Below are 21,409 nucleotides of genomic sequence, written 5' to 3' on the forward strand. Positions count from 1 at the left end.
CTACTGGACGAGGCCCGGGTACAGCGGGAACGCCGCCGTGAGCGCCTCGACCCGCGCACGCAGCGCCGCGACATCCGCCCCGCCCTGCAGCGCGAGCGCGATGATGTCGGCGACCTCGGTGAACTCGGCGTCGCCGAAGCCGCGCGTGGCGAGCGCGGGGGTGCCGATGCGCAGGCCCGAGGTGACCATCGGCGGGCGCGGATCGAACGGCACCGCGTTGCGGTTCACGGTGATGAGGACCTCGTGGAGGAGGTCTTCGGCCTGCTGGCCGTCGAGCGCCGAGTTGCGCAGGTCGGCGAGCACGAGGTGCACGTCGGTGCCGCCCGTGAGCACGTCGACCCCGGCCGCGCGCGAGTCGTCTGACGTCAGGCGGTCGGCGAGGATCTGCGCGCCGCGGATGGTGCGCTCCTGCCGGTTCTTGAACTCCTCGGATGCCGCGACCTTGAACGCCGTGGCCTTCGCCGCGATCACGTGCATGAGCGGGCCGCCCTGCTGACCGGGGAAGACGTTCGAGTTGAGCTTCTTCGCGAGCTCCATGTCGCGCGCGACGATGAAGCCCGAGCGCGGGCCGCCGATCGTCTTGTGCACGGTGGAGCTCACGACATCGGCGTGCGGCACCGGGTTCGGGTGGAGGCCCGCGGCCACGAGTCCGGCGAAGTGCGCCATGTCGACCCAGAGCTTCGCACCGACCTCGTCGGCGATCTCGCGGAACGCGGCGAAGTCGAGGTGACGCGGGTAGGCCGACCATCCGGCGATGATGACCTGCGGCTTGTGCTCGAGGGCCTTGTCGCGCACCACGTCCATGTCGACGCGGAAGGTCTCGGGGTTCACGCCGTAGGACACCGCGTTGTAGAGCTTGCCCGAGAAGTTGAGCTTCATGCCGTGCGTGAGGTGACCGCCGTGCGCGAGCTCGAGGCCGAGGATCGTGTCGCCGGGGGTCGCGATCGCCGCGAGCACGGCGGCGTTGGCGGTGGCGCCCGAGTGGGGCTGCACGTTCGCGTACTCGGCGGCGAACAGCGACTTCGCGCGCTCGATCGCGAGCGACTCGGCGATGTCGACGTACTCGCAGCCGCCGTAGTAGCGGCGTCCGGGGTAGCCCTCGGCGTACTTGTTCGTGAGCACGGACCCCTGCGACTGCAGCACCGAGACGGGCACGAAGTTCTCGCTCGCGATCATCTCGAGGTAGTCGCGCTGACGACCGAGCTCCTGCTCGAGCACCTCGGCGATCTCGGGATCGACCTCCGACAGCGGCGCGTTGAAGACGGACTGGGAGACGGCGGTTTCGGCCAAGACTGGCTCCTTTGTGACTGGGACCTGCGGGGATGCTGCCTCGCGCGCGCCAGCGCCGAGGAATGCGTACCGGCCCAGGCGTGCGGTCGGTGCGTGCCAGTCGCTCCCCGATGGTGTCCATCTCAACGCCAGTCGCGACGCTCGCAAGCATAGCAACGGATGCCGCGGCCGGCGCGCTCCCGTCGACATCGACGCGTGCGCGGGCCGCCGCTCGAGCTCACCCGTCCTCAGCCGCTTTCGGCGGGTCGCGCCTGGGACTACGCTCCGGAACAGGCGCGGGCGTGCCGTGCCCACGATGCGAGCAGGAGGCGGACGATGTCCGGAGTAGTGCATTTCGAGATCCCGGCCGACGACCAGGACCGGGCGAGAACGTTCTATCGTGCCGCCTTCGGCTGGCAGCTGGACGGCGTGCCCGGGATGGATTACACGACCGTGGTGACCACGCCGGTCGACGAGGCGACGCAGCAGCCGCTCGAACCTGGTGCGATCAACGGCGGCCTGATGGAGCGCACAGACGATCTGCGGCACCCGGTCATCACCGCCGACGTCGACGACATCGACGCCGCCCTGAAGGAGATCGTCGCGGCCGGTGGCGCGGTGGTGCAGGCGAAGACCACGATCCCGGGCATGGGCTACTTCGGCTACTTCCGCGACACCGAGGGCAACGTGCTCGGGCTCTGGACCACGGCGCCCGACGCCACGGACGACGCGGAACCCGAGGAAGCGGCGCGGTGACGGATGCCGCGGCCCGCGCTCGGCTTACATGTCGAGGGAGCCGAACACGGTGAAGCGGCGCGCGGCATGGGTGCTCGTGGCAGCGCTCGCGGCGGCCGGCGCGGTCTGGGCCGGAGCGGCCCTGATCGGTGCGGCGACCGCGCCGCCCCCACCGGCGCCTGACATCGCGGTCGTTCCTCAACCGGTCGAGATCACGGGCGTCAGGGGCGAGGCGTTCCGGCTCGCGCCCGACGCGCGGGTCGTGATCGATGCCGAAGCGAGCGAGGCGGAGGTCGTGGCCGAGCAGCTCGCCGCCCTGCTGCGCCCGGCGAGCGGCCTCGAACTGCCGATCGTGAACGACGAGGCCGAGCCGGGCGACATCGCACTCGTGCTCGCCGCCGGCGAGGTCCCCGACGATCACGCCGCCGAGGGGTACCGGCTGCGAGTCGACGAGACGGGCATCCGCATCGGCGCGGCCACCGGCGCAGGGCTGTGGAACGGCATGCAGACGCTGCGGCAGCTCCTGCCGGCCGCCGTCGAGCGCGGCGATGTGCTCGCCGAGCCGCTCGAGGTGGTCGCGGTCGAGATCCTCGACCACCCGCGTTTCGCCTACCGGAGCGCGATGCTCGACGTGGCCCGCCATTTCTTCTCGGTGGAGGAGGTCGAGCGATTCATCGACGAGATCTCGATGTTGAAGATCAACACGCTGCACCTGCACCTCGCGAATGATCAGGGCTGGCGCATCGAGATCGAAGGCTGGCCGCTGCTCACCGAGGTCGGCGGCATGTACGAGGTGGACGGGGGTCCAGGCGGCTTCTACACGCAGGAGGAGTTCGCGGGGATCGTCGAGTACGCAGCCGAGCGGAACGTCACGATCGTGCCCGAGGCCAATATGCCCGGCCACGCGCACGCGGCCCTCACCGCATACCCCGAGCTCACCTGCGACGGCGTCGCCCCGCCGCCGCACACGCTCGCGGCCGGCGGAGGCAGTTCCCTCTGCCCGACCAGCCTCGAAGCCGAGCGGATGGCAGTCGACGTGATCCGCCAGCTCGCCGCACTGGCTCCCGGGCCCTACCTCCACCTCGGCGGCGACGAGGTGTCGGGCTACACCCAGGAGGAGTACGTCTACTTCATGGAGCTCACCGCGGCGGCTGCGGCGGAAGCGGGCAAGACCGTCGTCGGCTGGCAGGAACTCGGTGACTCCGATGCCCTTCCCGCCGGCACGATCGGACAGTACTGGGGCTACACCGAGCCCGACGAACTCGGCACCGAGCGCGTGCGGTCCTTCCTGGATCAGGGGGGCGCCATCGTCATGTCTCCGCCCGACGTCGCGTACCTCGATCAGGTGTACCCCGATTACCCCGCCGACTCGGTGCTCGGGGTCAGCTGGGCCGGAACGACGGATGTCGCAGACGCTTACGGCTGGGATCCCGCCCGGATCTTCGAGGGCGTCGGCGATGACGAGGTGCTCGGCATCGAGGGACCGCTCTGGACGGAGACGGTGGCCTCGATCGAGGACGTCGAGTTCATGGCCTTCCCGCGTCTCTGCGCCCTCGCCGAGATCGGCTGGTCGCCCGCGCCGGCAGGCGACGCGCACCGCGACTTCGACGAGTTCGCCCCGCGCCTCGTCGCCTTCCTCGAACGATTCGAGGAGCTCGGCGTGAACTTCCACCGCTCGGGCGACCTGCCCTGGTGAGGCTCCGCTACGGCGCCGCCTGTCGCCGTGAAGGCTACGCCGGGCGCGGCGGCGCCGAGGAGGCCCTGACGATGAGTTCCGGACGGAGCGGTTCCGCCGCGACCGGCTCGCGTTTCTCGATCATCTCGATCACGCGGGTCGCCGAGGCGCGCCCTTCGTCTTCGAACGGCTGACGGACGGTGGTGAGTGCGGGTGCCGCATACGCCGCGAGTGCGATGTCGTCGACGCTGACCACTGAGACGTCGTCGGGCACGGTTCGTCCGGCCTCGTGCAGGGCGCGGATCACGCCGAACGCCATCTCGTCGCTGGCGACGAACACCGCCGTGGCATCGGGGATGGCCGCGATCGTGCGCCCGGCACGGTAACCCGACTCCGGCGACCAGTCGCCCGGGATCACCGGAGGCGGCGTCAGCCCGCGCTCGCGGAGCACGTCCTCCCATTCCTCGCGACGCGCGTTGGACTCCTGCCAGAACTCGTCACCCGAGACGTGCCAGACCGAGCGGTGGCCCAGGTCGAGCAGGTGCTCGGTGGCCACGCGAGCGATCGCCCGCTGGTCGACGAGCGCGTCGGGACCCGAGCCGTCCGTCTGGCGGTGCCCGACGGTGGGCGTGCGCTCGGTGCGGGAGCCCAGCGTCTCGGCGAGGTACCCGACGGGTGCCAGGATCACGATCCCCTCCGCCCCCTGGCGTTCGAGGCGATCGAAGGCGCCGATGAACGCGGCGGGCCCCGCGCGGTGGGCGACGCTCGCCGTGGTCACCGCATATCCCTCCTCGGCGGCGACCGCCTCGATGCCGAGAAGGATCGCGCTGGTCGAGTAGCGGGCTGTCGAGACGAAGATGACGCCGATCGTCCGAGTGCGCCCGGTCGCGAGCGACGCGGCCGCCGCGTGCAGCCGGTACCCGACCTCATCGACTGCCGCCATGACACGACGCGCGGTCTCGGGGCGCACATTCGACTGCCCCGAGACCACTCGGGACACCGTCTGCGTCGAGACCCCTGCCGCTCGCGCGACATCGACCTGACTCGGTGCTCGGTCCTGCTGTGGGCGACGTGGCATGTGCTCATCGTAGTGAGCGTTCCCCGGCGACGGCGATGGCACCGCGCACAACCGCGGAAATCACGATAATGTGAACGCAAACATTCTTTACGTAAGGGCCTTGCCGCCCACAAGTCCAAGGAGGCCGCCGCATGACCGCGACCGACACTCGAGCAAGAGTTGCGCCAGTCGCTGCGCTCACATACCGCGACAATTCGCTGTGGCGGCGTGGTCGGCCCCACCGGATGCTCGCCGGCGCGATCCACTATTTCAGGGTGCACCCCGACCAGTGGGAGGACCGGCTTCGCCGGCTCGCGGCGATGGGGGCGAACACGGTCGACAGCTACATCCCATGGAACTTCCACGAGGAGACCGAAGGCGAGCCTCGGTTCGACGGTTGGCGCGACGTGGAGCGATACATCGGGCTCGCCGGAGAGGTCGGCCTGGACGTGTACGTGCGCCCCAGTCCGTACATCTGTGCGGAATGGTCGAACGGCGGTCTTCCCGCCTGGCTCACCGGGCGAACGCGCGGCATCCGCACCAGCGACCCGGAGTACCTGCGGGCGGTCGAGGCGTGGTATGCGGAGCTGCTCCCCCGGCTCGTGCCGTTGCAGGCCGCCCACGGCGGTCCGATCGTCGCGGTGCAGATCGAGAACGAGTACGGCTCGTTCGGGTCGGATCGCGCCCACCTGGAACACCAGCGCGACCTGATGCGCGCACACGGCATCGTCGAGTTGTTCACCACGGCCGACGGCATCACCGCCGACATGCAGCGACACGGTTCGGTCGAGGGTGCGCTGCCGACCTTCACCTTCGGCACCGGCGTGGCCAAGGCCCGCCGCCTCGCGCCCGACGGGGCGGCGTTCATGTGCAGCGAACTGTGGGGCGGATGGTTCGATCACTGGGGCGAGCGGCATCATGTGCGCAGCGCCGAGAGCATGATCGGCACGGTCGATGACCTGCTCGCAGCGGACGGCTCCGTCAGTCTCTACATGGCGCACGGCGGCACGAACTTCGGGCTGTGGAACGGGGCGAACTGGGACCGCGTCCTGCAACCGACCGTGACGAGCTACGACTCCGACGCACCCATCGCGGAAGACGGAACGCTCGGGGCGAAGTTCGACGCACTGCGCGCGTCGTTCGCACCGTTCCATGACGGTCCGCTGCCGGCGATCCCCCCTGCGCCGCGATTCCAGCCCGCACAGTCCGTGCCGCTCACAGCCGAGGTCTCACTCATCGAGGCGCTGCGATCGATCCCGGCCGGTGAACCGCAGGCGGCGACGCTGACCTTCGAAGACCTCGGCGTCGCCGACGGAGTCGTCGTCTACGAGGCGGTCGCCGAGCTCCCCGAGGGCGCGGTGCTCACCATCGACGGGCTGCACGATCGCGCCGGCGTCTTCGTCGACGGTCGGCGCATCGCGACGCTCGAGCGCGACGGACGAACGAGCGTCGAGATCGGGGGGAGCGCACGTACGGCCGTGGTCACGATCGCGGTGGAGAGCCTGGGTCGCATCAACTACGGTCCGCACATCGGCGAGCGGAAGGGCATCCTGCACGGGGTCCGGCTCGGCAATCGCTTCGTGCACGGATGGACGCACCGCGTGCTGCCGCTGGGCGCGTGGCATCCGATGGGCAACGCTGGCGCCGACGGCGTGGCATCCGCTGTGATCGAGGTCTCGGAGCCGGCCGACGCGTGGCTGGCCTTCCCGGGCGGAGCGAAGGGCATGGTCTGGCTCAACGGCTTCCTGCTCGGACGCTACTGGGAGGCCGGGCCCCAGGTGACCCTGTACGCGCCGGCGCCCCTGTGGCGCGAGGGGCGCAACGACGTGCGCGTGCTCGACCTCGACCGCCTCGGCACCGCCGTCGAGGTGCGGGATCGGCCCGAGCTCGGTGAGCGCGAGGAGTTCATCGGCTCCTGATGGCATGACGAAAGCGAGGCCCGCGGCATGCCGCGGGCCTCGCTGTTCTTGGAGCTGGCGATCAGCCCTTGACCGCGCCCGCGGCCAGGCCCGACCGCCAGTAGCGCTGCAGGCTGAAGAAGAGGATGATCAGCGGGATCACGCCCAGCAGCGCACCGAGCATGACGGCGCCCTTGTCGGGGTCGAAGTAGCTCACCATGCCGAACAGGCCCAGCGTGACGGGCTTCAGTTCCGGTGACGACACCATCAGAAGCGGCAACAGGAAGTTGTTCCAGGTTGCCACGAAGATGAACAGGAAGATCGTCACCATCGCCGGGGCGAGGAGCCGGAGCACGATGGTGAAGAAGATGCGTGCCTCGCCGGCCCCGTCGATGCGAGCGGCCTCGAGCAGCTCCGTCGGCACCGAGCTCTGCGCGTAGACCATGCCGAGGAAGACCCCGAACGGCGAGACCGCAGAGGGAATGATGATCGCCCACACGGTGTCGACCAGGCCCAGCGCGTGGAACTCGATGTACAGCGGCACGGTGAGCAGCGCGACGGGCATGAGCAGACCCGCCATGATGACGCCGACCGCGATCTTCCTGCCGGGGAACGCGAACTTGGCGATCGCGTACCCCGCCATGACGGCGAACAGGGTGCCGACCACGCCGGCCGTCACCGAGTAGAAGATCGAGTTGCCGACCCACTGCCAGAAGAGTCCCTGGGTCCAGGCCATGAGGCTCTCGTAGTTCTCGGCGAGGTTCCACTCCGCGAACCAGAACCCGAAGGTCGAGACCAGGTCACGGTTGTTCTTGGTCGAGGCGACGAAGAGCCAGAAGACCGGAACCAGGAAGTACAGGGTGGCGATGACGAGGGCGATGATGCCGAACGCCTTCGCAATGGGGCTCGGGGCTACCGCCTTCGGCGGGGCATCCGCAGCGGACTTCGCCGAACGGCTCCGAACGGTCTCGATCAGCGTCGTCGCACTCATGCGACGTCTCCCTTCCGGCGCTGCAGCAGCGCATACACGATCGCGAGCACTCCGGCGATGACCGCCATCAGCAGTGAATAGGCAGAGGCGATGCCGGTGCCCGACGGCGAGACCGCGCCGAGCAGCGAGTTGTAGGTGAGCATCATCGGCGTAAAGGCCTTGCCCATCCACGGGTTCGCGCTCTCCATGATGACGGGCTCGTTGAACAGCTGGATCGTGCCGATGATCGACAGCAGCACGGCGAGGAGCGCGGCGCCGCGCACGAGCGGCACCTTGATGCGCGTCGCGATCTGCCACGAGGATGCCCCGTCGATGCGCGCCGCCTCGTACAGGTCGCGCGGAATGGCCTGCAGCGCGGCCAGGAAGATCAGCATGTTGTAGCCCGTGTAGGTCCACGTCGTCATGTTCGCCATCGAGAAGAGGACGATTCCCGGGCCCATGAGGTCGGTGCCCTCGGGAAGGTAGTCCATGAAGGGCGATACCTCAGGGGTGTAGAGGTAAAGCCACATCATCGCGGCGATGATGCCCGGGATGGCGAACGGAAGGAAGAACGAGAGGCGGAAGAAGCCGGGACGGCGCACGATGAACGAGTCCAGCAGCAATGCCAGGAAGAGTGCCGCGATGATCATGACCGGGATCTGGATCGCCGCATACAGCACGACTCTGCCCATGCCGGTCCAGAACGATGCGCTGCCGATCGCGAGCGCGAAATTGTCGAACCCGACGAACGTGTCGACGAGTTCGCCGCCGCCGTACAGGCCATCGCCCGAGGGCTGCTGCGCGAACAGCGACGACTGGATCGAGACGAGGATCGGAATCAGGAAGACGACGACGAAGAGGATCGCGAAGGGCAGCATGAACAGCCATCCGGTCACCGCTTCCCGCCGGCCGCGACGTCGGCGACCTCTCGTGGGCGCGGGCGCGGGCGCGTCGGCGGCCGCAGGGGCGGCCGCGGGGGTGGTGAGGGTCATGGTTCTCCCGTCCGATGAATGGCGCCGGCGGAGGCACGACGTGTCGTGTCCTCCGCCGGCGCGGTGTCAGTCGTCTCCGATCGTCACTCGGCGACCGGCAGACCGAGGTCTTCGAGCGTCGCGACCGCGGTGGTCTGCGCCGTGGTGAAGATGTCGGCGACCGTGGCCGAGCCGCCGGCGACTCCCGAGGCGGTCTCGTTCATCGGGGTCAGCGACGCGAAGCCGGGAGCGTACACGAAGTCGGGGTTCAGGTTGGCCGATGCCTCTGCGAGCTCGGCGAGCACGTCCTGGTCACCGAACTGGCGCAGCATCTTCTCGCTGGTCTGAGGCGTGCCGTTCGCGGCGACGACGAGGCCCTGCGAAGCGAGGTCGTCGACCTGCGTGTTGAACCAGGCGTTGAACTCCATCGCCTCGGCAGGGTGCTCGCAGCCCTTCATGACGGCCACGCCGGAGCCACCGTCAGGGCCGGTCATCGCGCCCGCACCGAAGTCGGGCAGCTGCGCGACACGCCACTGACCCTCGGCGGGCGTGCCGTCGAGCGAGTCGAGGAGGAAGCCGGCCTCCCACGCGGCGCCGACGTGGCCGATGAGGCTGCCGTCGTTGAGCGCAGCCGGGAAGCCCTCGCCCCAGCGCTCCGTCACCACGACCTGCTTGTTGTCGACGAGGCCCTGCCAGAGTGCGGCGACCGTCTGCGAGCCTTCACCCTCGGTGTCGACCTTCCACTCGTCGCTCTCGGTGGTGAACCAGGTGTCACCGGCGGCGGCGGCCTGGGCCGACAGCCAGTACTGCGCCTCGTCGGGCGTGAACGCGGCGATGTACTTGCCCGCGGCGGCCGAGGTTGCGGCTTCGCTCGCAAGCTGCTCGATCGTCTCGGGAACGGCGAGGCCGAGCTTCTCGAACTCGGTCGCGTTGTAGAAGTACACGAGGGGGCCGGTGTCCTGCGGCAGGCCGACGACGGCATCGCCGACGGTCATCAGGCTGTACGCGCCGGCGGAGAAGTCATCGGCGTACTTGGCGGCTTCGTCGGCCACGTCCTCGACCAGGCCCTTGACGTACATCTGCGGCACCTCGGCGTAACCGAGCTGCGCGAGGCAGGGCCCGGTTCCGGCGTTGAGGTCGGTCTCGAGCTTCAGGATCATGTCGGTCGCCGCGCCGTCGAACTTGGTGGCCGTCACCTGGATGTCGGGGTTCTCCTCGTTCCACCGATCGACGATCTCGTTGACCGGCGTCATGCCCTCGCCGTCGGGGAGACGGTGCAGGTAGGTGATCTCGACCGGTTCGCCGTCGCCGCCGCCCGTCGAGCCGCCACCGGCGCTGCAGGCCGCGAGCCCGAAGGCGGAGATCGCCGCCACCGCCGCGAAAGCGGCGGAACGCGCGAAGCGAATCTTGGATGTCATGTTGTCGCTCCTCTTTGAGGTGATCGCCGCCCCGTGGTGCGCGGGGCGGATCCATCGGCTGACGCGGTGCACTCGCGTGCGTTCCATCTCCGTCAGAATAATGTTTGCGTTCACAATATCTATTTTTCGCTGGATTTCAAGTCCGAATCGACACCGTTAGCACGAAATGTACAGCGCGAACACGATTCGCCACGGCGACCCCGACGATGCGAGGGCGGTCGCCCGGCCAGGACGGAGTGACCGTGACCGGCATCGTTCCAGCCCCGGCCTCGCCGACCTTGCAGGACTCCGTCGAACCGTTCCGGCTCGACGCACGGTCTCGCATCGTCGCGCCCGACGCGGCACGGTCGGTCGGCGCCGGCTTCGGCGTCGAACTGCGCGCCCGCCACGGGCTACGACCTTCCGGAGGACGGCGATGCCGCGGCATCCGACATCTCGCTCGTGATGGTCGATCGCGACGTCACGCCCGCTGAGACCGGCGCCACGGGCGCGGCCGACGAGTCGTACACCGTCGACGTATCGGGCCGCGGGGTCCGGATCGAAGCGCGTGCGCCGGTCGGAGAGCGGGTCGCCGCGCTTGGCTCCCACCGGGATGCCGCGGGAACGGGATGGCCGGAACAGGCTACTTCACGCTGCCCGCAGTGAGGCCGCCGACGAGGCGCTTCTCGATGAGCATGAACAGCACCACCACGGGGATGATCGCCACGATCGACACGCCGAACACGTACTGCCACGACGTCTCGTACTGACCGACGAACTTCGTGAGCGCCACGGAGAGCGGCTGGTTTCCGGCCGTGGAGAGGATCACGAGCGACGCCGCGAACTCGTTCCAGCAGGCGACGAACGTGAACACGATCGCCGTCACGATGCCGGGCCAGACCAGCGGCAGGTTGATCTTGAAGAGCACGGTCATGCGGCCCGCGCCGTCGATCTGCGCCGCCTCGTCGACCTCCTTGGGCACGCCCGCGAAGAACGAGTGCATGATCCACACCGCGAACGAGAGGTTGAACGCGGCGTTGATGAAGATCATCGCCGCCCAGGTGTCGATCATGCCGAGCGCGACGAACTGCCGGAAGAGGCCGGAGGTGAGCACCGCGGGCTGCAGCATCTGCGTGACGATCACGAGGAAGAGGAACACCATGCGGCCCGGGAACTTGAACCGCGCCGTGTAGTAGGCCGCGGGCATCGCGACGAGGAGCACGAGCAGGGTCGCGAACACCGAGATGATGATGGTCGAGACGAGGTTCTGCGGCAGCGGCGTCTCGGGCGTCGACCACATGTTGATGTAGTTCTCCCAGTGCCACTCCGTGGGGAAGTAGGTGGGATCGACCGAGCGGATCTGCGCCTTCGTCTTCACCGAGCCGAAGAACATGATGACGTACGGCAGGATGAAGACGAGCAGCACGATGAGCCCTGCGAGCATGCGGAGGAGCAGCTTGCCGAGCGGCACCTGGTCTTCGGTGTAGCGCCGTTTGCGAGCGGATGCCGCGGGCGGGGCGATCGTCTCGAAGGCGGGGGCGGTGACGGCCATCTCTCAGACCTCCTTCATGGGCTTGACGGCCTTCACGTACACCGCCACGATCACGATGACGATGACGAAGGCGACGACCGAGAGCGCACTCGCGACGTCGACCTTGTGCTGGTTCTGGATGTACTTGAAGATCATCGTCATGATCGTGTCGGCGTCGTAGCCGGGGATCGAGCCCGTCATGACCTTGAGGATCGGCAGCGAGTTGAACACGTTGATGATGTTGATGAGCACGGCGACGCTCAGGGCGCTGCGAAGCTGCGGGAGCACGACGCCGAAGTAGGTGCGAGCGGGGCCCGCGCCGTCCATCTTGGCCGCCTCGAGCACCTCGCCGGGCACGGTCTGGAGTCCCGCGAGGATCGTGTACGTGGTGAACGGCAGCGACACGAAGATGGCGACCACGATCGACCAGGCGAATGCCGTCTCGGGGTTGCGGGTCCAGCCGTAGCCCTCGGGCGTGGCGATCAGGCCGATGTCGACGAGGAACTTGTTGATGATGCCGAAGTACGGCTCGAGTCCGTAGTAGACGACCATCGTCGTCATCACCACGGATGCCGCCCACGGGATGATCACCGCGAGGCGCACGATCCGGCGGCCGGGGAACGCCTTGTTCAGGATCTGGGCGAGCCCGAGGGAGATGACGACGGTCACGGCGACGACCACGACGACCCACACGATCGTGCGGAGGAAGATCGGCCAGAAGTACGGGAACGTGAAGACCTCGATGTAGTTGTCGAGGCCGACGGAACCCTTGTCCACACCCGAGATGGAGATGTCCCGGGTCGAGTTGTAGAACATGACGACGGCTGGGAACAGCACGACGCCGAAGATGAGGATCAGCGCGGGGCCGATCCAGGGCAGGGATGCAAGGAGCTCTCGCCCTCCGGGACGCTTGGGCCCGGGCTCGCCGCCGGTGGGCGAGGCGCCCGGCCGGCGGCCTCGGCCGCCGGGGCGGGAGCGGCCGTCGGCCGCCCCCGCCTGGGTCGATGACACATCGGATGTGGTGCTCATGATTCGGTGGTCACCGATCCTTCCGGGTGCTGGGATCGTGCTCGGATCAGCCCGCGTCGACCTGGGTCTGGATCTCGGTCAGGACCTCCTGGGCGGGCTTGGTCTGGATCTGTCCGAAGAGCGCCTTGAACGCGGCATCCGCCGACGACCAGGCGGGGTTGGTGGTCGGGTAGAACTGCGCGTCGGGGAGCACGTCGAGGAACGGCTTGAGCGCCTCTTCACCGCCGAGCTCTTCCGATCCCGACTTCGTGACCGGCAGGAAGCCCTCGGCCTGCACCCACGGCACGTACACGTCGGCCGTGTAGAAGTAGTCGAAGAACTTCGTGATCGCGTCCTGCTTGTCGCCGTCGTTCTGGAAAGCCATGAGCTGGTCGCCGACGCCGACGGTCATCGGGCTGCCGTCCTGCGTCGGGATCGGAACGATCGAGTAGTCGAGCTCGGGGTTGTCCTCGGCGAGCTTGCCGACGTACGGCGGGAGCCCGACCTGCATGCCGAGCTTGCCCTGCACGAAGATGTCGAACAACGGCGTGCGATCGGTCGCTCCGGGGTCGGCCTGGGTGGCGCCCGCGTCGATCATCTTCTTGATCTGCTCGGCGCCCGGCAGGTTCGCCGGGTCGTCGATGGTGATCTCCGATGCATCGCCGAACGTGCCGCCACCGCCCCAGAGCCACACGGCCGCCTCGGCCTGCGCCTCCTCGGAACCGAGCGGCATGCCGTAGCCGGCGACGCCGCCGCCGAGCGCGGAGACCTTCGTTGCGGCGTCGAGCAGCTCGTCCCACGTCGTGGGCGGCGCCGCGACGCCCGCCTGCTCGAGGAGCGCGTTGTTGACGAAGAGTGCCCGAGCGGAGGCGATGAAGGGCAGCGCGTACGGCGCCCCCTCGAACTCCACGGTCTTGAGGAAGCCCTCATCGAAGTCGGCGAGGGTCTCGGACGAGACGACCTCGTCTGCCGGATAGAGCAGGCCGTCGCCGGCGAAGCCGACGAACGGGCCGCCGTTGTAGATGTCGGGTGCCTCGCCGCCCTGGACCTTGGTGGTGATGACCGACTCGAGGTTGTCCCAGGACTGCACCTCGAGCTTGACGTCGATGTCGGGGTTCTCCTCCTCGAAGCCAGCGATGACCGTCTCCCAGTTCGCCTGGGTCGCGTCGGAGTAGCTCGGGACGAGCATGTCGAGGGTCGTCGTGCCGTCGGCGGCAGTGTCGCCGCCCGTGCCGCCGCCGAACCCGCAGGACGCGAGCGTCAGCGACGCGGCCGCGGCGACCGCGACTGCGGCGCTGAGACGCAGTGACTTCTTCATTGTGCTTCCTCACTCTGGTGGATGGGGGCACCTGACGCAGCTGAGCCTCGCGCGACGGTGCGTACGGTCGGGAATCGTGGAGTCGAGCGAACCCGAACCTTGATGCTTCCTGACTGTTTCGCCGAATAACGATCATCTTCGTTCATTCGACGCAGGGCAATCTATGACGGATGCCTCGCGGCCGTCAAGCCGCGAAACACATTTGTTACGAGATTTTGTTCAGGTTCCTCACAAACCCGGCAGCAGGTCCGTCATGCGAAAAACAATCGCTCGACTGATCGATAGACATCCGGAATGGTCATCTGTAATCATTGAATCGTCATGCCGCCGCGGCTCGCCGCGTGACGGACCACTCACCCCACCTGGAGCATCGATCGTGAGCGAACCACAGACCCCCGCCGCCCCCGCAGCCCACATGGCGGCCGAGCTCGCCTCCCAGCCCGAGACCTGGGCCCGTGCGGCGTCGCTCACGGCCGAGCAGGCGCTGCTCCCGGCATCCGGCGCGCGCATCGCGGTCGTCGGCTGCGGCACCTCCTGGTTCATCGCGCAGTCGTACGCATGGCTCCGCGAAGCCGGCGGCCACGGCGAGACCGATGCCTTCGCGGCATCCGAGGCCTTCGTCGACCGCGGCTATGACGCGGTCGTGGCGCTGACCCGCTCGGGCACCACGAGCGAGGTGCTCCAGCTGGTCGAGGGCATTCGCGGCCGCGTGCGCACCGTGGGCGTCATCGGCGACGCGTCCTCCCCGCTCGTCGATCTGGTCGACGATGCCGTGACCCTGCCGTTCGCCGACGAGCGCTCGGTCGTTCAGACCCGCTTCGCGACGACGGCGCTCGCCCTCTTCCGCGCGTCGCTCGGCGAGGACCTCGGCGGCGCCGTCGCCGACGCCGAGCGCGCGATCGGCGAGGAGCTCGACCCCGAGCTCGTCGGAGCCGAGCAGTACACCTTCCTCGGCCGCGGCTGGGCCGTCGGCCTCGCCCACGAGGCGGCGCTCAAGATGCGCGAGGCCTCGCAGTCCTGGACCGAGTCGTACCCCGCGATGGAGTACCGGCACGGACCGATCTCGATCGCGGCGCCCGGCCGTGTCACGTGGCACTTCGGCGACGCGCCTGCCGGCCTCGGCGACGAGGTCGCCGCGACCGGCGCCCGCTTCGAGGCGGGCCGTCTCGACCCGATGGCCGAGCTCGTCCGCGCGCAGCGCGTGGCGCTCGAGCGCGCCAGGGCGAAGGGGCTCGACCCCGACTCGCCTCGCAACCTCACCCGCTCGGTCATCCTCGCGGGCTGATGCACGGATTCCAGGCACCGGACGCCGTGGTCGCCGCGACCCCGACGACCACGCCCGCTGCCCTCCTCGGCGCCGGCGAGGCGGTGCTCGCCTTCGACGTCGGCGGCACCGACACGAAGTCCGCGCTCGTCGACCGGCACGGCCGGCTCCTGGGACTGCGCCGCACGCCGACCCCGCGTGACGAGAGCGACCCCGCCGGCGCGGTCGTGGCGTCGCTCGCCGCACTCGTCGGCGAGCACCTGGCCGAGGCGTCCGACGTGCACCCGGTCGCGGCCGGCGTGAGCGTGCCCGGGCTCGTCGACGAGCGCTCAGGCGTCGGGGTCTTCGCCTCGAACCTCGGCTGGCGCGACGCACCGATCCGCGAGCTCGCCGAGCGCGCGCTCGGGCTCCCGGTCGCGTTCGGGCACGACGTGCGCGCGGCGGGCGACGCCGAGCACCGGCTCGGCGCGGCGCAGGGCTACGGCGACGTCGTGGTGCTCGCGATCGGCACGGGCATCGCCGGCTCGCTCGTGCTCGGCGGCCGTCCGTACGCCGGCGGCGGCTATGCGGGCGAGCTGGGTCACGCGCTGAGCGATCCCCTCGGCGAACGGTGCGCGTGCGGGGCGATCGGATGCCTCGAGACCATGGCGTCGGCCAGCGCGATCGCGCGCAGGTACACGGCGGCGTCGGGTGTCGCGGTGCGCGGCGCACGCGAGGTGCTCGCCGCGGCCGAAGCCGGCGACGCCGACGCCCGGCGCATCTGGGACGACGCGGTCCGCGCCCTCGCCGAGGAGCTCGCCCGACTCGTCGCGATCCTCGCCCCCGAGGCGGTCGTGATCGGCGGCGGGCTCGCGCAGGCCGGCGCCGCGTTGTTCGAGCCGCTCGGCGAGCGTCTCGACGCGCTGCTCAGCTTCCATCGCCGGCCCGTGCTGCTGCACGCCAGGCTGGGCGACGACGCGGGCCTGCTCGGCACCGCGCTCGCCGCTCGCGACCTCGCCGCGGCGATCGACCGGGAGGGCACGCCGTGATCCTCACCGTGACCCCGAACCCGGCGCTCGACATGACCTGGCACGTCGACGGCCTCACGCCGGGCCAGACGCATCGGGTGCCCGCCGGTGCGTCCCGCGCGGGCGGCAAGGGCCTGAACGTGGCCCGCGTGCTCCACGCCGAGGGGCACGACGTGCTCGCCTTGGCGACGGCGGGCGGCGCGACCGGCGCGGAGTTCACGGCCGAGCTCGCGGCATCCGGCGTCCCGCACCGACTGCTGCCGGTCACCGCGCCCACCCGGCGCAGCATCGCCGTCGTCGACGACCGCAGCGGCGACACCTCGATCCTCAACGAGGTCGGCGCCACCTTGGACGCCGCCGATGCCGCCGCCCTCCTCGGCGAGGCCGCTCGTCTCGGGCGGAACGCCCGCGCGGTCGCCGTGTCGGGGAGTCTTCCTCCCGGCTTCGGCACCGACGACCTCGGCGACCTCGTCGCCGACCTCGTTCGCGCGGGCACCCCGGTCGTCGCCGACACGAGCGGCCCCGGACTCCTCGCCACCGCACGGGCCGGCGCCCACGCGCTGAAGCCGAACCGCGAAGAGCTCGAGTGGGCCACCGGCCGCTCCGACCCGCTCGACGGCGCGCGCGCCCTGCTCGAGCTCGGGGCACGCCTCGTGGTCGTCTCGCTCGGCGCCGACGGGCTCGTCGTCGCCGGGCGAACCGGTGACGCCATCCACGCCCGGCTGCCGAGACCCCTGCACGGCAACGCCACGGGCGCCGGCGACGCCGCCGTGGCCGCCATCGTCGCGGCGCTCGCCTCGGGCGACGACCTCGGAGCCGACACGGATGCCGCGGCCCGCGCCCGCACCGACCTCGCCCGCCGCGCGACCGCGTGGTCGGCCAGTGCCGTGCTCATGCCCCTTGCGGGCGAGCTCTCGCCGCGGCATCCGGAGCTCGAGGCCGAGGTCGTCGTCGCGCCGTTCGCAGAGTTCCGTCCGACAGCAGAGTTCCAGCCGACCGCCGGCACCCAGCCGACCGAGAATCGCATCATCACCGAGGAGCACTCGTGACCCTGACCCCCACCCGCACCATCCTCGACGAGGCGCACGCCGCCGGACGCGGCGTCGGCGCGTTCAACGTCGTGCACCTCGAGACCGCCGAGGCGCTCGCCGGCGCCGCCGAAGCGGCGGGCCTGCCGGTCGTCCTGCAGCTGTCGGAGAACTGCATCCGCTACCACGGCGCCCTCGAGCCCATCGCGCTCGCGACCCTCGCGATCGCCGAGGCGTCGACGGCGCCGATCGCGGTGCACCTCGACCACGCGGAGGACCCCGAGCTCGCCCTCCGAGCGATCGACCGCGGCTTCGGCTCGGTCATGTACGACGGCGCGAAGCTCGGCTTCGCCGACAACGTCGCGACGACCCGCCGGGTGGTCGGGCATGCGGATGCCGCGGGCGTGCTCGTCGAGGCCGAGCTCGGCGAGATCGGCGGCAAGGACGGCGCCCACGCGCCCGGCGTGCGCACCGACCCCGGCGAGGCCGCCCACTTCGTCGCCGAGACCGGCGTCGGCGCACTCGCGGTCGCGGTGGGCTCGTCGCACGCGATGACCGAGCGCACCGCCGCGATCGACCTCGACCTCGTCGAGCGGCTCGCCGGCGCCGTGCCGGTGCCGCTCGTACTGCACGGGTCGTCGGGCGTCTCCGACGACACGATCGTGCGCAGCATCCGCGCCGGTCTCACGAAGATCAACGTGTCGACCCACCTGAACGCCGGCTACACCGCGGCGATCCGGGACCACCTGTCGCAGCATCCGTCGGTCGTGGACTCGCGCAAGTACACCGCGGCCGGCCGTGACGCCGTCGAGCGCGAGGCCGCGCGCCTGCTCACGCTCTTCGCCTCCGCCCCGCTCGCCTCCGCCCCGTTCGCCTCCAGCGCGAAGGAGAACGGATGAATCGCGCCGAACGCCTGAGCGCCGTGCTCGACCTGCTCGCCGAGGGCGGCCAGATCGAGGTCGACGCCATCGTCGACCGTCTCGACGTCTCCCCCGCCACCGCACGTCGCGACCTCGACGCCCTCGCGCAGCAGCAGCTCCTCACCCGCACGCGTGGCGGCGCCGTCGCCCACTCGGTGGCGTACGACCTGCCGATCCGGTACAAGAACCAGCAGAACCCGGTCGCGAAGGCGGCGATCGCGCACGCTGCGAGCGCCCTCGTGCCGCGCGGGGCGGTGATCGGGCTCTGCGGCGGCACCACCGCGACGGCGATCGCCGACGCGCTCATGGCCCGAGCCGACATCATGGAGCCCTCGCACGACCCGAGCCTCACCGTGGTGACGAACGCGATCAACATCGCGATGCAGCTCGCGATGCGCCCGCAGATCAAGACGGTCGTCACGGGCGGTGTCGTGCACGCGCGGTCGTACGAGCTCGTCGGCTCGTACACCGATGCCGTGCTCGGCAGCATCACCCTCGACTACGCGTTCATCGGCGTGAACGGCATCGACCCCGTCGTGGGCCCGACCTCGCACGATGAACGCGAGGCCGCGGTCAATGCGCTCATGGCGTCGCGGGCTGCGCACGCCGTGATCGTCGCCGACTCGTCGAAGCTCGACAAGCGGGCGTTCGCGGCGATCGGCACCGGCCGTCTCTTCTCGACGCTCATCACCGACCGCGGGGCGACGTCCGAGCAGTTGGCGGGTCTCGCCGACCGGGGCTTCGACGTTATCGTTGCCGAGTGAGCACTTCCGCGACCGTCATCCACTCAGCCCGGCTCGTCAGCGGGCACGACACGGTCGCCGACGCGTGGGTGCGCTTCGAGGGCGACCGCGTGGCGCAGACGGGCATCGGCGACACCTGGCGTGATACGGCATCCGCCGAAGCCTCGGTCACGGATGCCGCGGGCCGCCACCTCGTGCCCGGATTCATCGACCTGCACTGCCACGGCGCCGGGGGCGCCTCCGTCGAGGAGGGCGAGGCGGCGATCGAGACCGTGCTCGCCGTGCACAACGCCCACGGCACGACCCGCTCGGTGCTCTCGCTCGTGACGGCGCCCGTCGATGCGCTCACGGGGCGCCTCGAGACGATCGCCCGCGTCGCGGCATCCGACCCTCGCGTGCTCGGCGCGCACCTCGAGGGGCCGTTCCTCGATCACGAGTTCCGCGGGGCGCACGACCCCGTCCTGCTGCGCACCGCTGATGCGGCATCCGTCGATCACCTGCTCGAGGCGTCGAACGGGATGCTGCGGCAGATCACCATCGCGCCCGAGCACGCCGGTGCGCCCGAGGCGATCGCCAGGTTCGTCGACGCGGGCGTGGCCGTCGCGGTCGGGCACACGGGCGCCGACTTCCAGGCGACGCTCGCCGCGTTCGATGCCGGGGCGTCGATCCTCACGCATGCATTCAACGGCATGCGCGGCATCCACCATCGAGCGCCGGGGCCGGTCGTGGCGGCGATGCACGCCGACCACGTGACGCTCGAGATCATCAACGACGGGGTGCACGTGCATCCCGACGTCGTGCGACTCGCGTTCTCGGGCGCCCCCGGCCGCGTCGCACTCGTCACCGACGCGATGGCAGCGGCGGGCGCCGCAGACGGCGAGTACGTGCTCGGGTCGCTCGGGGTCATCGTCGACGGCGGCGTGGCACGCCTCCTCGAGGGCGGCTCCATCGCGGGCTCCACGCTCACGCAGGACGCGGCCCTTCGCCACGCCGTCATCGACAGCGGCATCCCCCTCGAAGACGCCGTCGGCGCGCTGACGGCGACGCCCGCGGCGGCGATCGGGCGCGCGGGCGACCTCGGCCGCCTCGCCCCCGGCTACGCGGCCGACGCCGTGCTGCTGTCGCCCGACCACACCGTCGAGGCGGTGTGGGGCGCGGGCGTGCGCCTCGCCTGAGCGCCCCATCGGTGGACGCGGTTCGCGGCTTCTGTTCACGCGACGGAGAAGCATCAGCCGCACCCGGAAAGCACGTCGCCCACGGGCTGGGCGCCGCGGGTGCCGCCTCAGAGCTCTACGCCGCGGGCGACCGCACGGGCCCGGTGGCCGGGGCGACGATCGTGGACTGATGCCCCCGGCGCATCCGGCCCATGACCTCGCGCGACAGCACGGCCGTGAGCGCGACGAGCACCGCCGCGTAGACGAATGGGAGGCTCCGCACGCCCACCCAGTCGAACAGCACCGCGCCGACGAGGGCGCCGCCGCCGATGCCGATGTTGAAGGCCGTCGTGTAGAGGGCGCTCGCGGCGTCGCGGTGGCCGGCGGGCGCTGCCTGGAGCAGCCGGGTCTGCAGGAGCGGCGGGATCGCACCGAAGGCGAGACCCCACACCGCGAAGGCGATGAGCGACGGCCAGACCCCGGGGGCGAGGCCGAGCACGGTGAGCGCCACCGCGGCGAGCGCCATCGCACCGGCCATCGCCCGCACCGGCCGGGCCGCGAGCGGCGATCCGGCGACGGCGAGTCCGGCCGCACCCGCGACGCCGTACACGAAGAGCAGCGGACCGACCGCTCCGGAGTCGAGCCCGACGACATCCGTGATGAGCGGGGCCACGTAGGTGAACACGGCGTACTGTCCGAGCATCGTCAGCCCGGTCACCGCGCACACGAGCAGCACTGGCCCGAGCGCCACGTCGCCGCGGCGGAACCGCGCCGCGGTCGGGGCTGCTCCGGCGTCCGTGCCGACGGGCGGCAGGAACCGCCACACCGCGACGGCGGCGGCAAGGGTGAGCGCGGCGACGATGCCGAACACCGGACGCCAGCCGAGCGCCTGCCCGAGCACCGTCGTGGCGGGCACTCCGGCGACGAGGGCGAGCGTGCCGCCGCCGAGGGTGACCGAGATGGCGCGGCCGATGAGGCGGTCGGGCACGAGCCGTGCCGCGTAGGCGGCGACGAGCGCCCAGAAGAGCCCGTGCGCGACGCCGCCGACGACGCGCACGGCGACGAGCATCCAGTACTCGGGCACGAACGCGGAGGCGAGCGTGGTGAGTCCGAGCACGACGAGCACCATCACCAGCAGGCCGTGCCGCGGCATCCGGCTGGTGAGTGCGGTGAGCGGCGTCGAGGTGACGACGACCGCGAACGCGAACACCGACACGAGCAGGCCGACCAGGGGTTCGGCGACCCCGAGCCCTGCGCTCATCTCGGGGAGCAGCCCGGTCGGCAGCATCTCGATGGTGATGGACATGAACACGCCCGCGGCGAGCATGACGAGGCCCGGCCAGGGCAGTTCGGATGCGCGAGTGGGTTGGGATGCGCGAGTGGGTTGGGATGAGCGAGTGGGTCGGGATGCGCGAGTGCGCTCGGGTGCGCGTGTGCGCACGGGTTCGGTGACCGACATTGGTG

Annotated in this window: 18 protein-coding genes and 1 riboswitch; of the genes, 9 read left to right on the forward strand and 9 right to left on the reverse strand. The window is 70.4% G+C overall.

Annotation, left to right across the window (positions count from 1 at the left end; all coding sequences use genetic code 11):
* Positions 1 to 1,290 (reverse strand): serine hydroxymethyltransferase, encoded by a 1,290-nt coding sequence (glyA, locus tag ACFWN7_RS04110; RefSeq protein ID WP_376937451.1) that lies wholly within the window; start codon positions 1,288 to 1,290, stop codon positions 1 to 3.
* Positions 1,291 to 1,355: 65 nt separating this feature from the next.
* Positions 1,356 to 1,436, reverse strand: a riboswitch (ZMP/ZTP riboswitch).
* A 169-nt stretch (positions 1,437 to 1,605) separates the two neighbouring features.
* Between glyA and ACFWN7_RS04115 the strand changes: the two genes are divergently transcribed.
* A complete protein-coding gene (locus ACFWN7_RS04115) occupies positions 1,606 to 2,025 on the forward strand; it encodes a VOC family protein (RefSeq protein WP_376937452.1) in 420 nt (139 codons plus the stop codon).
* Between the two features lie 28 nt (positions 2,026 to 2,053).
* Positions 2,054 to 3,700, forward strand: a complete 1,647-nt coding sequence (locus ACFWN7_RS04120; RefSeq protein WP_376937453.1) for a beta-N-acetylhexosaminidase — start codon at positions 2,054 to 2,056, stop codon at positions 3,698 to 3,700.
* Positions 3,701 to 3,734: 34 nt separating this feature from the next.
* Here the strand turns inward: ACFWN7_RS04120 and ACFWN7_RS04125 are convergent, their stop codons facing one another.
* The gene (locus tag ACFWN7_RS04125; protein ID WP_376937454.1) at positions 3,735 to 4,757 is read right to left on the reverse strand and encodes a LacI family DNA-binding transcriptional regulator; all 1,023 of its coding nucleotides are present in this window, start codon (positions 4,755 to 4,757) and stop codon (positions 3,735 to 3,737) included.
* Positions 4,758 to 4,888: 131 nt separating this feature from the next.
* On the opposite strand from ACFWN7_RS04125, the gene ACFWN7_RS04130 reads away from it, so the two are divergent.
* Positions 4,889 to 6,655, forward strand: a complete 1,767-nt coding sequence (locus ACFWN7_RS04130) for a beta-galactosidase family protein (protein ID WP_376937455.1) — start codon at positions 4,889 to 4,891, stop codon at positions 6,653 to 6,655.
* A gap of 61 nt (positions 6,656 to 6,716) precedes the next feature.
* Here the strand turns inward: ACFWN7_RS04130 and ACFWN7_RS04135 are convergent, their stop codons facing one another.
* The 6 genes from ACFWN7_RS04135 to ACFWN7_RS04160 all read right to left on the reverse strand — a co-directional run bounded on the left by ACFWN7_RS04135 (position 6,717) and on the right by ACFWN7_RS04160 (position 13,829).
* Positions 6,717 to 7,625 carry a carbohydrate ABC transporter permease gene (locus ACFWN7_RS04135; protein WP_376937456.1) on the reverse strand — a complete coding sequence of 303 codons (909 nt, stop codon included), beginning with the start codon at positions 7,623 to 7,625 and terminating at the stop codon, positions 6,717 to 6,719.
* Positions 7,622 to 8,596, reverse strand: a complete 975-nt coding sequence (locus ACFWN7_RS04140; protein ID WP_376937457.1) for a carbohydrate ABC transporter permease — start codon at positions 8,594 to 8,596, stop codon at positions 7,622 to 7,624. The genes ACFWN7_RS04135 and ACFWN7_RS04140 overlap by 4 nt, the downstream gene beginning before the upstream one ends.
* Before the next feature lie 83 nt (positions 8,597 to 8,679).
* On the reverse strand, positions 8,680 to 9,993 hold the full coding sequence (locus ACFWN7_RS04145) for an ABC transporter substrate-binding protein (protein ID WP_376937458.1): 1,314 nt from the start codon (positions 9,991 to 9,993) through the stop codon (positions 8,680 to 8,682).
* A gap of 622 nt (positions 9,994 to 10,615) precedes the next feature.
* Positions 10,616 to 11,524, reverse strand: a complete 909-nt coding sequence (locus ACFWN7_RS04150) for a carbohydrate ABC transporter permease (protein ID WP_376937459.1) — start codon at positions 11,522 to 11,524, stop codon at positions 10,616 to 10,618.
* A gap of 3 nt (positions 11,525 to 11,527) precedes the next feature.
* Positions 11,528 to 12,532: a carbohydrate ABC transporter permease gene (locus ACFWN7_RS04155; RefSeq protein WP_376937460.1), complete on the reverse strand. Its 1,005-nt coding sequence runs from the start codon at positions 12,530 to 12,532 to the stop codon at positions 11,528 to 11,530.
* A gap of 46 nt (positions 12,533 to 12,578) precedes the next feature.
* Positions 12,579 to 13,829, reverse strand: a complete 1,251-nt coding sequence (locus ACFWN7_RS04160; RefSeq protein WP_376937461.1) for an extracellular solute-binding protein — start codon at positions 13,827 to 13,829, stop codon at positions 12,579 to 12,581.
* Between the two features lie 415 nt (positions 13,830 to 14,244).
* Here ACFWN7_RS04160 and ACFWN7_RS04165 point away from each other — a divergent pair, with 415 nt between their 5' ends.
* The 6 genes from ACFWN7_RS04165 to nagA are packed head-to-tail and all read left to right on the forward strand — an operon-like array spanning position 14,245 to position 19,966.
* Entirely contained in the window at positions 14,245 to 15,114 is an 870-nt protein-coding gene (locus ACFWN7_RS04165) for an SIS domain-containing protein (protein WP_376937538.1), read from the forward strand.
* Positions 15,114 to 16,121, forward strand: coding sequence for an ROK family protein (locus tag ACFWN7_RS04170; RefSeq protein WP_376937462.1), 1,008 nt, complete (start codon positions 15,114 to 15,116; stop codon positions 16,119 to 16,121). Before ACFWN7_RS04165 ends, ACFWN7_RS04170 begins: the two co-directional genes overlap by 1 nt.
* The gene (locus ACFWN7_RS04175; RefSeq protein ID WP_376937463.1) at positions 16,118 to 17,149 is read left to right on the forward strand and encodes a 1-phosphofructokinase family hexose kinase; all 1,032 of its coding nucleotides are present in this window, start codon (positions 16,118 to 16,120) and stop codon (positions 17,147 to 17,149) included. The genes ACFWN7_RS04170 and ACFWN7_RS04175 overlap by 4 nt, the downstream gene beginning before the upstream one ends.
* Entirely contained in the window at positions 17,146 to 18,027 is an 882-nt protein-coding gene (locus ACFWN7_RS04180; RefSeq protein ID WP_376937464.1) for a class II fructose-bisphosphate aldolase, read from the forward strand. Before ACFWN7_RS04175 ends, ACFWN7_RS04180 begins: the two co-directional genes overlap by 4 nt.
* Complete coding sequence (locus tag ACFWN7_RS04185; RefSeq protein WP_376937466.1) at positions 18,024 to 18,812, forward strand: DeoR/GlpR family DNA-binding transcription regulator; 789 nt, start codon at positions 18,024 to 18,026, stop codon at positions 18,810 to 18,812. The genes ACFWN7_RS04180 and ACFWN7_RS04185 overlap by 4 nt, the downstream gene beginning before the upstream one ends.
* Positions 18,809 to 19,966, forward strand: a complete 1,158-nt coding sequence (gene nagA, locus ACFWN7_RS04190) for an N-acetylglucosamine-6-phosphate deacetylase (protein WP_376937467.1) — start codon at positions 18,809 to 18,811, stop codon at positions 19,964 to 19,966. Before ACFWN7_RS04185 ends, nagA begins: the two co-directional genes overlap by 4 nt.
* A 115-nt stretch (positions 19,967 to 20,081) precedes the next feature.
* Here nagA and ACFWN7_RS04195 read toward each other — a convergent pair whose 3' ends face one another.
* Entirely contained in the window at positions 20,082 to 21,404 is a 1,323-nt protein-coding gene (locus ACFWN7_RS04195; RefSeq protein ID WP_376937468.1) for an MFS transporter, read from the reverse strand.
* Between the last annotated feature and the right edge of the window lie 5 nt (positions 21,405 to 21,409).

The organism is Agromyces sp. NPDC058484 (assembly GCF_042720415.1).
Classification (GTDB): Bacteria; Actinomycetota; Actinomycetes; order Actinomycetales; family Microbacteriaceae; genus Agromyces.